The sequence below is a fragment of the Methylocystis iwaonis genome (assembly GCF_027925385.1).
In the GTDB taxonomy this organism is placed as follows: domain Bacteria; phylum Pseudomonadota; class Alphaproteobacteria; order Rhizobiales; family Beijerinckiaceae; genus Methylocystis; species Methylocystis iwaonis.
Genome location: NZ_AP027143.1, coordinates 196,047 through 210,611, shown reverse-complemented (window position 1 = coordinate 210,611; position 14,565 = coordinate 196,047). Strand labels below are relative to the sequence as shown.

The 14,565-nt window shown below is 57.8% G+C and carries 9 protein-coding genes and 5 pseudogenes; 8 read left to right on the top strand and 6 right to left on the bottom strand.

All coding sequences use genetic code 11. The annotated features are described in order from the left end of the window. On the bottom strand, positions 1-1,494 hold the full coding sequence (locus tag QMG84_RS18745) for an FAD-dependent oxidoreductase (RefSeq protein WP_281932144.1): 1,494 nt from the start codon (positions 1,492-1,494) through the stop codon (positions 1-3). A gap of 629 nt (positions 1,495-2,123) precedes the next feature. On the opposite strand from QMG84_RS18745, the gene QMG84_RS18740 reads away from it, so the two are divergent. The 6 genes and pseudogenes from QMG84_RS18740 to QMG84_RS18715 form a co-directional block, all read left to right on the top strand. Continuing rightward, a complete protein-coding gene (locus QMG84_RS18740) occupies positions 2,124-3,539 on the top strand; it encodes a cytochrome ubiquinol oxidase subunit I (RefSeq protein WP_281932142.1) in 1,416 nt (471 codons plus the stop codon). Positions 3,540-3,551: 12 nt separating this feature from the next. Beyond that, positions 3,552-4,559 carry a cytochrome d ubiquinol oxidase subunit II gene (gene cydB / locus QMG84_RS18735; RefSeq protein ID WP_202073257.1) on the top strand — a complete coding sequence of 336 codons (1,008 nt, stop codon included), beginning with the start codon at positions 3,552-3,554 and terminating at the stop codon, positions 4,557-4,559. Beyond that, positions 4,505-4,702 carry a DUF2474 domain-containing protein gene (locus QMG84_RS18730; protein ID WP_434085994.1) on the top strand — a complete coding sequence of 66 codons (198 nt, stop codon included), beginning with the start codon at positions 4,505-4,507 and terminating at the stop codon, positions 4,700-4,702. The genes cydB and QMG84_RS18730 overlap by 55 nt, the downstream gene beginning before the upstream one ends. Positions 4,703-4,938: 236 nt before the next feature. Then, positions 4,939-6,330 carry an aminotransferase-like domain-containing protein gene (locus QMG84_RS18725; RefSeq protein WP_281932137.1) on the top strand — a complete coding sequence of 464 codons (1,392 nt, stop codon included), beginning with the start codon at positions 4,939-4,941 and terminating at the stop codon, positions 6,328-6,330. Positions 6,331-7,097: 767 nt separating this feature from the next. Continuing rightward, positions 7,098-7,511, top strand: a pseudogene (locus QMG84_RS18720) (Tn3 family transposase); the annotation flags it as partial. Positions 7,512-7,650: 139 nt separating this feature from the next. Then, positions 7,651-7,879 (top strand): annotated as a pseudogene (locus tag QMG84_RS18715) (hypothetical protein); the annotation flags it as partial. A gap of 178 nt (positions 7,880-8,057) precedes the next feature. On the opposite strand, the gene fcl reads toward QMG84_RS18715, so the two are convergent. The 3 genes from fcl to QMG84_RS18700 form a co-directional block, all read right to left on the bottom strand. Beyond that, entirely contained in the window at positions 8,058-9,014 is a 957-nt protein-coding gene (gene fcl, locus QMG84_RS18710) for a GDP-L-fucose synthase (RefSeq protein ID WP_281932135.1), read from the bottom strand. Positions 9,015-9,691: 677 nt separating this feature from the next. Next, on the bottom strand, positions 9,692-9,817 hold the full coding sequence (locus QMG84_RS18705; RefSeq protein ID WP_281932133.1) for a hypothetical protein: 126 nt from the start codon (positions 9,815-9,817) through the stop codon (positions 9,692-9,694). 2 nt (positions 9,818-9,819) lie between these two features. Then, on the bottom strand, positions 9,820-9,966 hold the full coding sequence (locus QMG84_RS18700) for a hypothetical protein (RefSeq protein ID WP_281932131.1): 147 nt from the start codon (positions 9,964-9,966) through the stop codon (positions 9,820-9,822). Positions 9,967-10,462: 496 nt separating this feature from the next. Between QMG84_RS18700 and QMG84_RS18695 the strand changes: the two are divergent. After that, positions 10,463-11,602, top strand: a pseudogene (locus tag QMG84_RS18695) (IS256 family transposase). 55 nt (positions 11,603-11,657) lie between these two features. On the opposite strand, the gene QMG84_RS18690 reads toward QMG84_RS18695, so the two are convergent. Beyond that, positions 11,658-13,115 (bottom strand): class I SAM-dependent methyltransferase, encoded by a 1,458-nt coding sequence (locus tag QMG84_RS18690; protein ID WP_281932129.1) that lies wholly within the window; start codon positions 13,113-13,115, stop codon positions 11,658-11,660. 83 nt (positions 13,116-13,198) lie between these two features. Continuing rightward, positions 13,199-13,330 (bottom strand): annotated as a pseudogene (locus QMG84_RS18685) (IS5/IS1182 family transposase); the annotation flags it as partial. Between the two features lie 94 nt (positions 13,331-13,424). Here QMG84_RS18685 and QMG84_RS18680 point away from each other — a divergent pair. Further along, positions 13,425-14,092 (top strand): annotated as a pseudogene (locus tag QMG84_RS18680) (IS3 family transposase); the annotation flags it as partial. Positions 14,093-14,565 lie beyond the last annotated feature (473 nt).

Genomic DNA, 14,565 nt, shown 5'->3' with positions numbered 1-14,565 from the left:
TTATCGCCTCCCGAGTTTTTGCTGCACGGCCTGCGCCGCCATGGCGATTGGCTCGTTCAACGCCCCTATGGCCGGGGAATAGACGTTTTCCATCGTCGCCAGATCATCGATCGAAATGCCCGAGCGGACGGCCATGCCCAGGAAATCCGCTCGCTCCTTGACGCCTTCGCCCCCAACCATCTGCGCTCCGATGAGGCAGCGCGTAGCAGGATCTGCGAGCAGCTTCACCGTGATTGGACGCACCCCGGGATAGTACCGCGCCCTTGTGATACCGTTTGACGCGCCGCTCACGAATTTCACGCCAATCGCGGCGGCTGTCGTTTCACCAAAGGAAACACCCCCAATCATCCAGTCGCCTGCGAGCATCGCCCAGGGGACATAGACGGGCTGGTATTCGCGTCGTCCTCCCGCAGCATTGACGCCCGCGGCCTTGCCCTGCGCATAGGCATGGCTTCCCGAAAGGCCTTGAAGCGGAACATTGGTGACGCCATGCGGAATTTCCGTGCAGTCGCCGGCGGCAAACACGTCGCTCGCAGAGGTTTTCATGAAAGAATCGACGATAATGCCACCGGTGGCGCCGAGAGCGACGCCCGCTGCTCTTGCCAAAGCTGTATTCGGCGCCTTGCGCGTTCCGATGATGGCAAGCTGCGCCTCGACCCGCCCGGCTGTCGTCTCGGCATAAGCAAGGGCGCCCTGGCCGCCGAAGGCCGTAACGCGCTCTCCCCACAGCGTCACAACCCCAGCGTCGGCCCAGCTCTTTCGAACCGGCTCGATGATGTCGGGATCGACGACGCCGGCCATCGGCCAAGGGGCGGGATCGACAACGGTGACCTTGATGCCGCGATGAACGAGCGCCGACACCATTTCGACGGCGATCGGTCCGCACTCGACCACGACCGCTGATTTCACCGTGTCGATGAATTTGTCCCACTCCATCGCGCGACGAATATTCTTGACGCGGTAGATCCCCTCCAGATGATCGCCGGGAATTTGGGGATCCGAATAATTCCAGCCGGTCGCGAGCACCAGCCGGTCATATCTAATTTCGCCTTCTTCGCGGACCTTGATGGCATGACGCTTGACGTCGATGCTTTCGACCGTAGTCGTATAGTGAATATCTATGCCCTGATCGGCGTATTGCTGCTTCGTTGCAAGGAACAGTTTGTCGAAAGATTCAATTTCGCGACCGTGGACGAATGGAATGCCGCAGGGACTGTAAGCAACGTCCTCGAATTCCGTGTAATTCACGATGTCAGCCGACGGGTCCACTCCTTTTGCAGCCCCTGCGGCGCCGAGCCCGGAAGCGCCGCCTCCAATTACGACGATCTTCATCCCTCGTTCCTCCCGATTTGCCGCCATCTCGTATGAGACAAGCACATATCCTATCGTATACGACAGGAGCATTTCGTCAAGAGGCACGCGCAGCATTGTATGCATTTTGTGTGGCAACAAAGGAGGCCAACAACCAGAACAATTGCTATCGACCGATAACATAACTTATTATCAATATATTATGTAACATATGAGCTGCCATGGATTCGGGCTTTATGGCTTTCAGCGATTTTTTGCCGTCATTTTTTACGGCGATAAACAACCAATTTGACATATTTGTATGCATATTGTATCAGAAGCAATATCACTACAAACTCACTTGTGTGGCACCGAGAAGCAGAGGGGACGTCGATGCGGAGCGACATTCGGCCCACCGGCCAAGTTTCACAATTGGCGGAGATCTCCTCGATCACAGCCCAAGCGCTGCGAGCTTGCGCTGTGCGGACAGGCCCCCGGGCCAAACTATCGAACAGCGAGCGCGCGAGACTGAAGGAACTGGAACGCGAAGTGCGCGAGCTTCTCGGTTACTCAGCCAGGCTGCTGCAGGATCAAATGCCCGACGCGGATCACAATCGCGGGTCCACTCCCTGATCGCTGGCCGCAAGTCCTCCTAATCCAGCGCACGCATGGCAGCGCAACACGCAATAGAGGCCTAACGCGGGCTGCAACGCGCGGTCGTTCAGGTTTTGAAAGCCCACCCAAATGCACAAGGCCGTCAAAACCGCAGCCGTTCAGGCTGCGCCAATTTGCCACTGTCGAATTGGTCGCTTGTCCCGTCCAGGAGAAAAGACATGTTCGAATTAACGGCGCTCGATCTCGCCCGCGTCCAATTTGGATTCACAGTGTCCTTCCATATCATCTTCCCGACGATCACGATCGGGCTCGCCAGCTATCTGGCTGTGTTGGAAGGCTTGTGGCTCTGGAAGAAAGATTCCGTTTATCGGGACCTCTATCTCTTTTGGTCGCAGATATTCGCGGTGAATTTCGCGATGGGCGTCGTTTCAGGCCTGGTTATGGCTTATCAGTTCGGGACGAACTGGAGTTACTTCTCCACTTTCGCCGGCGGCATTACCGGCCCACTACTCACCTATGAGGTGCTCACCGCCTTCTTCCTCGAGGCAGGGTTCCTCGGCGTGATGCTATTTGGCTGGAATAAAGTGGGGCCGAGCTTGCATTTCTTTGCGACCGTGATGGTCGCAATAGGCACTCTCATATCTGCGACTTGGATTCTCGCCTCCAATAGCTGGATGCAAACGCCACAGGGCTTTGAGATAATCGACGGTCGCGTCGTACCGGTTGATTGGCTGAAGGTGATCTTCAACCCCTCCTTCCCCTACCGGCTCGCACACACTTCCATCGCGGCCTTTCTCGCCACCGCGCTGTTCGTCGGGGCTGCAGGAGCCTGGCATTTGCTGCGCGGGCGCGCGACGCCGGCAGTGCGCGCCATGCTCTCGATGGCGATGTGGATGATATTGATCGTAGCGCCGATTCAAATCGCCGTCGGCGATGCGCACGGTCTTAACACGCTTGAGCATCAACCAGCCAAGATTGCCGCCATGGAAGGTCACTGGCGCAACGAACCAGGCCAGGGCGTACCCCTCATCCTGTTCGGCTGGCCCGACATGGCGGCTGGGACCACACGCTACGTCATCGAAATTCCGAGACTAGCCAGCCTGATCCTGACCCATGATCTCGATGGCCAATTTCCAGGCTTGATGGATTTCCCGGCGCAGGACCGGCCCAACGCCACGATTGTTTTCTGGTCCTTCCGAGTGATGGTTGGTCTCGGCCTGCTGATGCTGTTGCTCGGGTTCCGGGGCCTGTGGCTGCGCTGGCGTGAGCGACTCTATGACGACCGCACATTCCTGCGGTTTACGACAATGATGGGACCAAGCGGCACGATCGCGATTCTTGCCGGCTGGTTCACCACAGAGGTCGGGCGGCAGCCTTGGGTGATTTACGGCGCGATGCGGACCGAGCACGCAGTCTCGAACCACTCGGCTTTGGCGCTATCCGCCACGTTGCTCATCTTCGTCGTCATGTATGCCTCCGTCTTCGGGACCGGCATCGGTTACATGCTGAAGCTGGTTGCGAAAGGGCCGCAGGAGGGGCTGGGCGTCGAGAATATGCCTAACCACGGACAGCCGCCGCATGCGGCCCGGCCGCTCCCCGCCGACCCCGACAATATCCGCCCAGCAATCCGCTAAGGAGCCGCAACCATGGGTATAGACCTTCCCCTCCTCTGGACCTTTGTCCTCACTTTCGGGCTCATGATGTATGTTGTCATGGATGGGTTCGACCTTGGCATCGGCATACTGTTCCCCTTTGTGCGCGACCGCTCCGAACGAGATACCATGGTCAATACGGTGGCGCCGGTCTGGGACGGCAACGAGACGTGGTTGGTGCTCGGCGGAGCTGCTTTACTTGCAGCCTTCCCGTTGACCTATTCGGTTCTCCTGAGCGCGCTCTATCTGCCGCTGGTCGCGATGCTTGCAGGCTTAATCTGGCGCGGGGCGGCCTTCGAGTTCAGATTCAAGGCCGACGAGGCGCACAAGCCTTTCTGGGACAAGGCGTTCGCTTGGGGCTCTTATATCGCGACCTTTTCACAAGGCATTGCGCTGGGAGCCTATATCAACGGCTTCGAAGTCAGGGATGGCGCCTATGCCGGCGGTCTGCTGGACTGGCTCACCCCTTTCGGTCTCTTTACCGGCCTTGGCCTTTTGATCGCCTATGCTTTGCTCGGCGCAACGTGGCTTGTGATGAAGACCGAAGGCCCTCTCCAACGCCGCATGCGCGCGCTCGCGCGGCCGGTCGCTATAGCTCTGCTCGGGGCCATCACGATCGTTAGCCTCTGGACGCCATACGCTCACGCGGAAGTGGCGGCCCGATGGTTCTCGCTGCCCAACTTCATATTCTTCGCCCCTGTGCCGATGCTCGTGCTGGCTACCACCTGTACGCTCCTGAAGACACTCGGCGACGACCGCGACGTTGCGCCCTTCCTGTTGACGCTGCTGCTACTGTTTCTGGGCTATACAGGCCTGATCATCAGCCTCTGGCCAAACATCATTCCACCGGCCGTCTCCATCTGGGATGCAGCGGCGCCGGCGCAGAGCATGGGCTTCGCGCTGGCTGGAGCGCTATTCATCATCCCCTGCACCCTCGCCTACACTGCATGGTCTTACTATGTCTTCCGCGGCAAAGTGCGGACTGGCGAGGGCTATCACTAATGCGAGCCCTTACGCTCTTTCGGATCGTGTGGGTCCGCCGTCTCGGCTGGCTCGTTGCCCTTTGGGTCGGGAGCGTAGTCGCACTCGCCGCCGTTGCGATGCTATTTCGGACCGTTATGAGTCTTGCCGGGTTGACGAGATGAACGGCGGCGTATCCAGCATCGCCCGCGCCGCCGGGCCCGTGCCGGTCGGATCATCCGTACAACAAGGAAGCGGACCTCGACCAATTACTCGATTCTTTTGCGGCTTGCCCGACACAATGACTGGAAATTGATCGAATGATTGAATATGTGAGGAGATCTAGCCCACGAATTGCAGGCATAGGCTAAAGCGTCGGCTACGGGTTTCGAAATCGAGAATGTTTGGCGCAGAGGCTCGAATGACTGGGAAGCAGCAGTACTGGCTGCCACAGATTGAGAACGCCGGAAAGCCGGTATATCTGGAGATTGCCGACGCAATCGAAAGGGACGTTGAGTCTGGCCGGCTTGCCGTGTCTGCGCGTTTGCCCCCGCAGCGCTATGTCGCGGATAAACTCGGGGTGAACCTCGCGACGGTGGCGCGGGCCTATACCGAAGCGCAGCAACGCGGTCTGATAGACTCCCGGGTCGGGCAAGGGACCTTTGTCCGCCGCCCCGCTGAACGACGGACTGCGACGCCGCCGCGTTCCCCCATCCGCGGCGACATGCTGATGAACATGCCTCCCGAACCCTACGCGCCTGCCCTCCTGGAAAGGATGCAAGCCGGGATAGAGGGGCTGGACGATCTACCGTCTCTCCTGCGCTACCAGGAATTCGGCGGCTCGCCGGAAGCCCGCGCAGCCGGTGCACGTTGGCTATCGCCGCGGCTGGGCGACCTAGCGCTCGAGCGTTTGCTCGTGTTCCCGGGCGCGCAGGCGTCTCTCCTTTGCGTGCTGTCGGGCTTTACGCAGCCGGGAGACGTGGTGTGTTGCGAAGAACTCACATATCCTGGCTTCAAAAGCTTGGCTCAGCAATTCGGGCTACGTCTCGTCGGCCTGCCCTTGGATGATGAAGGAATCGATGCGTCGGCCTTCGCGACGGCCTGTAATGATGCGGCCGTCAAATTGCTCTACATGAATCCCACGCTCTTGAACCCGACGACGACGACAACTTCGAAAAAACGGCGCGAAGCGTTGATCAAGGTGGCGAGGGCGCAAGGGGTGATGATTCTCGAGGATGACGCCTATGGCGCGTTGCCCCTCGAATCTCTGCCATCATTCGCTCGATTGGCCCCCGACATTACCTTTCACGTGTCGAGTCTCGCCAAATGCGTCGGCGCAGGATTACGCGTCGCTTATATGAGCGTGCCAGAAGGCAGACATGCCGCGAGGCTTATGTCCGCGTTGAGCATGACCAACGTGTTCGCCTCTCCCATTACCACCGCGATCGCCACCCGTTGGATCGAAGAAGGCGTTGCCAGCGCTGCTTTGGAAGGCATAAGGAGCGAGACGCGCGCGCGGCAGGAGCTGGTTGCTCGAACGCTTCCGGTCGGAAGCTATGTTTCGGATCCAGAGGCTTTCCACCTATGGCTTCGTCTGCCACAGGGCTGGAATCGGCACGCGTTCGAATCCCATTTGCGAGGACTTGGCGTCAGTGTTGCAGTGAGCGACGCGTTCGCTGTCACCTCCGCTCCGCCGGAGGCCGTACGCCTTTGTCTCGGCGGACCAGCCTCGCGATCGGACGTCCAGACCTCCCTTGCTATCCTAGCCGATAGCCTCGCTCCACGTCCATTGATGGCATCCATGGTAATTTGACCTGAGGTCCGTGGATGTATCGCAATGAAACCAGCGAGTCTTGGAGGATTTCCTTGGCTACGCTTTCAACGAAAGCGGTCGAAATCGGCTGTCGATCGTGGCGTCGCCGTCCTAGCACTACTTTGGCAGTCTGCGTCGGCTGCGGGGGATTCCGGTTTGGCATCGAAGCAGCTAGGCTGCGTCGTCATGAATCGCTGGAGGCGGGTCATGGCGACGATAGCTGCGCATTTGGGCGTTGATGCGTTGCGTGAGCGGTATGTTTCGAGTTCGAACGCGCGCGGGGCGCGGCATTTTCATGCGCCATAATGGCGCCGCGACGCCTGATTTCACGCTCTATCGTGCCCGTATGAAGACGGCTATAGATCGGGACGCCGAGACGGCCGCCGCGCAGATCGTATCCGAGGCGTAGTGGTAGACCGCTTGTCGGCGTAATTGTCGCCGTGACTGCGGCCGTCGGAAAATAATGTCGAGTCCGGCTCGCTCCTGATCAAGCGCAATGGCGCCGATCACGTTCTTCAACGCTTCACGATTCAGCGAATCCGGCGGCTAGCGGTTCCCTTCGAAATGGCGCGCGAATGACCCATCCCACCAACGCGGACTCGGATAATTTGGCCGCATGACTTCGCCTTTCGATTTGTCGCCGCTCTGGTCGGGCCTACGGCCCTCCCGACGCCGCGGCAAATCGAAGAACCCCGCGTTCAGCAAACCCCGGCAGAGATCCACTTAAAATCCGCGGGGAGCTGTCCAAACAACTGGAGCCAGCTCTCCGGCTCGAACGCACGCTCTGCACCCTCGACTGGATCAGCGACCCCGCTCTACGGCGGCGAACAAATGCAGGCCTCAACAAGGGCGAGGCGCGCAACGCGCTCATCAGGGCGGTGTTCTTTCATCGGCTTGGTGAGATCCGCGACCGCACCTTCGAAAATCAGCGCTACCGAGCCTCCGGCCTCAATCTCGTCGTCGCGGCGGTCATCCTTTGGAACACGGTCTATCTCAGCCACGCCGTCGCCGAACTGCGCGCCAATGGCGAACGAGTCCGTGACGATTTGCTTGCCCATATCGCGCTGCTTGGCTGGGAGCACATCACCCTCAATGGAGATTATGTTTGGCCGACCGAGCCGCTCCAGAACGCCTTCCGGCCCCTTAGAAACCCGCGATCCGAGCTGCTCGATGCGGCTTAGAGTACAATTTTGGGAAGATTCTGCGCTGACCCCTTGCTGTCGGTGTGATCATTGCTTCCGCGCGAGGTTTTCCCGTCTATGGCGATGAGTCCGGGATCCGGCCATATCTCGCGCACCCGGGCGGTGAACGCTGAAGAGACCAGCGTTGGATCGCCAACATAAAGGCCTGAACAACCGAGCGGAAAATTCGCATCAATCGACGTCGCCGACGAGAGAGGATCATGAAGCGGTTCAAATCGGCGCGACAAGCACAGCGCTTCCTGTCCATTCACGATCAACTCGCAATCTCTTCCGCTTTCCTCGTTCCGAACATCAGACGGCAACGCTCGCCGCGCTCATCGCGCGACAACGCTCGCGGCATGGCGTGAAATCACGGGAACGTCGATGGCGGCATGATCCAGGAGTCGCGCCCTCGCTGGTTTAATGCGACCTCCGGCTGTTAAGTTGACGGTGCCCTCCGGCAAGCCCGCGCGGTTCACTCGGTTTTCCAATGACTACGCGGCAACTTGCATGGGCTTTTAACACGCCTCTATTTCAGGCTCCGTGCTATTTATACGCAGCCCTGTCAGCCTTGGCATTACCGATCCCATTCTCCAAGAACCATCTGTAACTACTTGTTATCCCATCTTCGAGAGAGATTTCCGGCTTCCATCCTAGCTTCAGAATGCGGCTGGAATCCATCAATTTGCGAGGCGTGCCATCTGGCTTGCTAGAATCGAAGACCAGCCGGCCCGAAAAACCTATGGTGTGTGCCACCGTCTCAGCAAGCCCGCGAATAGAAATCTCCGCTCCTGCGCCACAATTGATGTGTTCATACTCGTTATAATTGTCAAGACAGAAGACGACGCCCTTGGCAAGATCGTCGACGTGTAAAAATTCGCGGAGCGGCGTCCCCGTACCCCACACCACTACTTCGTCGCGCCCCTCCACTTTCGCCTCGTGGAATTTCCTGATCAACGCGGGTAGCACATGGCTAGTCGTGAGATCGAAATTGTCGTTCGGGCCATAAAGATTGCAGGGCATGACGGCGATATAGCTTCGGCCGTATTGCTTGCGATAGGCTTGGCACAATTTGATGCCAGCGATCTTGGCGATCGCATACCATTCGTTCGTCGGCTCCAGAGGCCCGGTCAGAAGCGCTTCTTCCTTGATCGGTTGCGACGCGAATTTCGGATAGATGCAGGACGAGCCCAGAAACAAGAGCCTGTCTACTTCGGCCGTGTGCGCCGAATGGATAACGTTGGTTTGGATAGCTAGGTTGTCGTATATGAAATCCGCAGGGAAAGTGTCGTTCGCAAAAATGCCGCCAACTTTCGCCGCAGCGAATATGATGGCGTCAGGCCGATTCTGTTTCAGCCAGACCTCGACCGCAATTTGGTTGCGCAGATCAACAACTGAACGATCGACTTTGAGCACGGTGTCGCCGCGCATCTCAAGGTGCCGCACTACCGCCGATCCAACCATGCCCTTGTGGCCGGCCACCCAAATCCGCCGTTTATTCATGAGAATGTTCCTCGCTTTACTGTGGCCAACCCCTTCGCGGGTGATCCAAATGAGATTCTTACGACATAACTCACTGATACGCCACGTCTTGGTCTACTGGCGTGATTCAAATTTGGCCCACATTCGATTCGATCGAATGCCATTTCTATAAAGCTTTCAAGTGCGTTGTCCAACGCGACGAGAATTCTCCCTCATGCTCGCATAGGCGGCGTGTTCGCGGTAGGGACGCTCATTTCTGAGCGCCCCCCTGTACAGATCCGTACTCGCAGAATTCCCGCATAAGGCTCCTACGTCGGGTGTTTGACGGCGAAGCGTGTCCGTGGCCAAGGATGAAGAATGCGAGACGTCTGGAGCCATTCCGTGGCGATTTTCCCTATCCGATCCCAGGTGATTCCGCCCCTTTGGCTGCGTCGCGAAAGCGAGCGCCTCCAGAGCTTGGTCACACGGTCTCGGAACGTCTAAAGCGCCCGAAAATTCGTCGGCACCGCATGAAAGGCGAACCAGCCAGTGAGGACTTGCCACAGCCGTTTCCCCTGTTCGGCGATCGGCAGATGCATCATCCTCCGAGGCTCCCCTCTGATTTCCTTGAGCTGAACTCTCATGCGGTCTGCGCGCGGCTTCCTCATGACGAGGAAAGCAAGTAAAACGTTGGCGAGCAGAGGCAATATCACGGTGCCCTACCGGGTCCCCTTTTCCTCCACGGTGACAATCCCTTCGTCCAGGACCCCCGCCTTCAGCCATTTCTGGATCAGGCGGACGATGCGCTTGTCGCCGATCCGATGCTCGACGAAGCGACCAGCCATTCCTAACGACTGACTTCGTTGAAGAATGATCGGATGTCGGCGTCCAATATCCAGGTCACCTTCTTGCGCTCGATCCTCAGCACCATCGTCACCGCTCTTTGGACAATCTTGTCGTCCAGCGCGGCGACCGCAAGCGGTCGGGGGGGCATCCATAGTGCGCCGGAGACCGGCAAGGAGTAGTCGGATCAAGTCCGATAAGATGAATGAGTAGCGATCCACATCGAGGCCCCGAGCCGTACGTCGGCGTCCGCGAGGGAGCAGGCGAAGCGTCGGTTGGGGAGCGTATAGGCCAGCCGTCGAGCCACGAAACGCCGTGGTGCCAGACGTCATCACGAGCGCTTCGAAGGTCCGGCGTGGTCGTAGAACTTGGCATGTACGGAAGATCCTTGTACGGGAACCGGAAGGTCTCGAGTTCGGCCTGCGGATGGACATCGCAGGTCCGCATCGGGAAGGCGAGGAGTCGTAGCCGGTGATGAACTAGTTCGGGAAGTCTGACTCCGCTGCGGATTGAACGCACCCGCTACGCGGGAGGGGCGGCGAGGCTGCTGAAGTGAAGCCTCCTGTCTGAGAGGATGTGATTGCCAGATCAACGGGGGACTGTCAGGAATCTTGTGTGCGGGGCCATAGAACCGCTGGAGGCGGACTATGGCGATCAAGAAGGACACACTGGACCAACTTCTTTCAGGATCCCAAGGACGTTTTTTCCAAGGACGGGCTGTTTGACGAACTGAAGAAGGCGCTTGCCGAACGGGTTTTGAACGCCGAGCTGGACGAGCATCTCGACGGCGAAGCGGCGGCGGGCAAGTCCAATCACCGTAGCGGCTATTCGAAGAAGACCGTGCTGACCGAGACGTCGAAGATCGAGATCAAGGTTTCGCGCGATCGGGAGGGAACTTTCGATCCGAAGCTGATCGCCCGCTATCAGCGCCGTTTTCCCGGCTTCGGCGAGAAAATCGTCTCGATGTATGCGCGGGGCATGACCGTGCGCGAGATCCAAGGGCATCTCGTTGAACTTTATGGGCTCGAGGTCTCGCCGGACCTGATTTCGACCACACCGACGCCGTTCTGGAAACGGTGGCCGAATGGCAAAACGCCCGCTCGAAGCGACCTATCCGTTGGTGTTTTTCGACGCCCTGCGGGTGAAGATCCGCGACGAGGGCCTGGTGCGCAACAAGGCGGTTTATGTCGCGCTCGGCATCACAGCCGATGGAGCCAAGGATATTCTCGGTCTGTGGATCGAGCTCCGAGGGCGCCAAATTCTGGCTACCGGTCATGAACGAGCTGAAGAACCGCGGCGTCGAGGATTCTCATCGCGGTCGTCGACGGGCTGAAGGGCTTTCCGGAAGCGATCACCGCCGTTTTCCCGCAGACGATCGTACAGACCTGCATCGTGCATCTCATTCGGAATTCGATGGATTTTGCCTCCTGGAAAGACCGGCGCGTCATCGCCGCGGAGCTGAAAAAAGGTCTACCGCGCCAAAGACGCCGACGCCGGCCCTTGGGGCAAGAAATACCCCTTGATCGCGCAAGGATGGCGCAGGAACTGGGCGCAGGTCATCCCGTTTTTCGCCTTCCAAATTGCGACGCGCCATACGCACAAGGGGGCATTTTCCGACCGATGACTCCGCCATGAACCTGCTCTATCTCGTCTTGCGCCAGGTCGCCGGAGAATGGAAAATGCCGCCGCGCGAATGATGCGAGGCGAAAAACCAGTTTGCGATCATGTTCGAAGGACGCTTCCCCAGGGGCATGGTTATCAACCGGCCCTGCACACAAGATTCCTGACAGTCCCGATCAACCCGGGCCAACTCTATTAGCCGAAGCTTATAGTCAGCCGGCCCTATGAGGAAGCGACGATGCTCAGGCGCATGAACACCAATCGAAGCGCGAGACGGCGCAATTCAGTACCTTGGCCCATGGCCGACGGCGAAACGCACCAGTCATATTGAAATTCGACCCGTATCAACGATGTTGCCGTTTCTAACTTCGTCACGAGGGTGCTCATCGTCAGAGCGCCATCAATATGGCTGCCAAACACTACCTCTCCTGCGGGCCGACCCTGGATCCTCACCCTAACGCGGCCAAGAGGAGTGCCGCGCGGCATGTATTGCAGGCCGCTAACTTCAAGACGAATCGGGCCTGGCTGAAGCGTTTCGATTAACGGAATATCGACCAGAGAGCGAGGGGCATTAGACCAGACACCGGTTTCCTCCGGGGAGGACCATCCTTCTACTAAGCACTGGGCTGCTGGCGCCCGCTCGACGAAATGCAGTGTGTCGCCTAAATTGAATGCAGCCTTGTGAAGCAAGCTGTCGAACGGGCTCTCTTTACGAACGCAGAAATCCGGCGTCCAATGAGAATAATGAAGAGTCGCCACATCCGGACGGTTAGATAGGCATGCAACCATCAGGCAAGGCTTCAGATAGCCTATGTTAATTAAATCAAAATCTAATCGACCGATCATATCAATGTAATCCCGGTCGACTGGATCAGCGGGATCAAAATTATCCCCAAAATGACGACCGAATAGAGCAAACCCAATATTTCCTCCGGCAAAAAAGTACTCAAATTTGAAGCGGTTGATTAATTCTGGTAATATATCTTGAGCACGAATACCTTCATTATTTTCTCGAGAATTATCCCAGTTTCCATAAATTTTCTCGAATCTATTCAGACATCTATTGTGTTTGTATTTGTCTGGAAGGATCGCCCAAATCTTATCTACGACGGCAAGCGCTTCAGGCCATAACATATGCCCGTTGCGCCCGATCGTATCATTCGTCAAAAAGATTCCCGAGATTCCAATAATTTCGCTGATTTTATCGAACAAAGTCTCTAAGTCTGTGAAGTGGTGAAGACATTGGTTTGCAATAACAACCTCCGCGTACCCATTCAGTATCAACTCATTTTTGCCAATATTAAAGACAAAATTTCGTGACAGCCCGTGACGTTCTGCGTTTTCTCTTGCTCTAGCAATCGCGCCTTCTGCAATGTCAACACATTCGAATCTAACGTTGTTGTAACCGGCAGATACAAGCCGTTTACAGATCGCTATCTCTTCCAAACACTCACCTGCTCCAATGCATAGAATGCGGGCGGATTGCAGAGGGTTTGAAGCCAAAAGATCCGCAATGCGTGCAAATTGAAAGTCTGTACTTGAAGAAGTTCGGAAAACACTTTCTAAATAAGGCTTGTAGTAATGCTCACCCCAGTAATCACCTGATTTCGGGTTCGCGCCGTGCTGATTTTCGAGTGCGGAGAACGACACAGATTGAGCATGTAACGCGTAATCATCCATGAGCGTCCTCAACAATGTTCGTGGCCAAGGGAAAAGCGTGTTTTTTCTTAGCATACTTGTGGCGTTGGCACTAGGGTCCAGACTCATAACCAGTAGCTGACGGTGGCCGCGATGCAGACGGCGGCGAGGAAATTGGCCTCGCTCCTATTATAGCGTGTGGCGATGCGCCTGAAGTCTTTCAATCGGCATAACACGCGCTCGATGGCTTGTCGCCCTGCGGAGAGCTGACCTCGCAAATTCGGACAGTAGCATGAGTGGATTTTCTGCCTGACGGTGGCGAGGATTCTCTCCGCGAATCAGGAACATTCGATGACGAAGAGAAGCCGCCGGACGCATTCTCCGGCGTTCAAGGCGAAGGTGGCGTTGGCCGCCATCAAGGGCGAGAAGACGTTGGCCGAGCTGGCGCAGCAGTTCGACGTCCACCCGAACCAGATTACGACGTGGAGAAGCCAGTTGCTGGAAGGCGTGGCGGGCGTTTTCGGGCAAGATAAGGTTGAGCCGAAGGAAGCTGCCGTCGATTTGAAGGGGCAGGTCACGAAGAACGGCGAACGCTGGAGAACGATTTATTGTCCGGCGCGCTCACAAAAGCGGGATTGCTGAGCGCAAAAAGATGATCGACCGCGATCACGATCTTTCGATCGCCCGGCAGGCGAAGGCGCTGGGGGTCGCCCGCAGCTCCGTCTACTATAAGCCGCGGCCGGTTTCCGCCGAGGACCAGAAGCTGATGCGCCGCCTCGACGAATTGCATCTAGAACATCCCTTCGCCGGCGCACGGATGCTGCACGATCTGCTGCGGCGCGAGGGCGTCGCCGCGGGCCGCCGGCATGTCGCGACGCTGATGAAGCCGATGGGAATCGAGGCGATCTAATCGTCGGCCGAACACGAGCAAACCCGCGCGGGGACACAAAATTTACCCGTATCCGCTGCGCGGGGTGAAGATCGAACGGCCGAACCAGGTCTGGGCGACGGACATCAGTGTGCCGCAGCAAGCGGCGTAAGCGATGAGGGTAGGTCCCTCGCCATCGGCTTGCGGGAGCAGGTGGCAAACCACCGTGAGCGGCGTGGGTCAAAAGCCCGGGTCGTGAGCGTCACGGAAAAGGCGCCACGAGGCGTCAGGTGTGGAACAGGAAGGCGAACACAAGTGAACTGCCGTTCAAGTGTCGAAAGCGCTCAGACGACATCAAAAGTGGGGAGTGATGTTGCTCCACGATCAGTCTGGACGATACCTGCTTACGGTCCAGACGGTGTCCGGCATAGAGGCAGCGCCAGCCTGTTTCGGGCTCTTACGTTGAACTGCGGGAACCTTCGACGGCGATGGAAAGCGAAAGGCGCAAGCCCGCAAGCCCGCAAGCCCGCAAGGCGAGGTCGACAGTAGCGATGCGCCGTCAAGGGACGGAGCCGCTGTAATGGCGGCGGAGCGAAGGGGCGGCGTCATCCAGGGCCAGGGCGA

Bases quoted from the DNA above. Each gene is read 5' to 3' on its own strand.
- QMG84_RS18690 (WP_281932129.1), bottom strand. From the start codon at position 13,115: ATGGATGATTACGCGTTACATGCTCAATCTGTGTCGTTCTCCGCACTC.
- QMG84_RS18730 (WP_434085994.1), top strand. From the start codon at position 4,505: ATGGTCTTACTATGTCTTCCGCGGCAAAGTGCGGACTGGCGAGGGCTA.
- fcl (WP_281932135.1), bottom strand. From the start codon at position 9,014: ATGAATAAACGGCGGATTTGGGTGGCCGGCCACAAGGGCATGGTTGGA.
- QMG84_RS18725 (WP_281932137.1), top strand. From the start codon at position 4,939: ATGACTGGGAAGCAGCAGTACTGGCTGCCACAGATTGAGAACGCCGGA.
- QMG84_RS18745 (WP_281932144.1), bottom strand. From the start codon at position 1,494: ATGTTATCGGTCGATAGCAATTGTTCTGGTTGTTGGCCTCCTTTGTTG.
- QMG84_RS18700 (WP_281932131.1), bottom strand. From the start codon at position 9,966: ATGCCCCCCCGACCGCTTGCGGTCGCCGCGCTGGACGACAAGATTGTC.
- cydB (WP_202073257.1), top strand. From the start codon at position 3,552: ATGGGTATAGACCTTCCCCTCCTCTGGACCTTTGTCCTCACTTTCGGG.
- QMG84_RS18705 (WP_281932133.1), bottom strand. From the start codon at position 9,817: ATGGCTGGTCGCTTCGTCGAGCATCGGATCGGCGACAAGCGCATCGTC.
- QMG84_RS18740 (WP_281932142.1), top strand. From the start codon at position 2,124: ATGTTCGAATTAACGGCGCTCGATCTCGCCCGCGTCCAATTTGGATTC.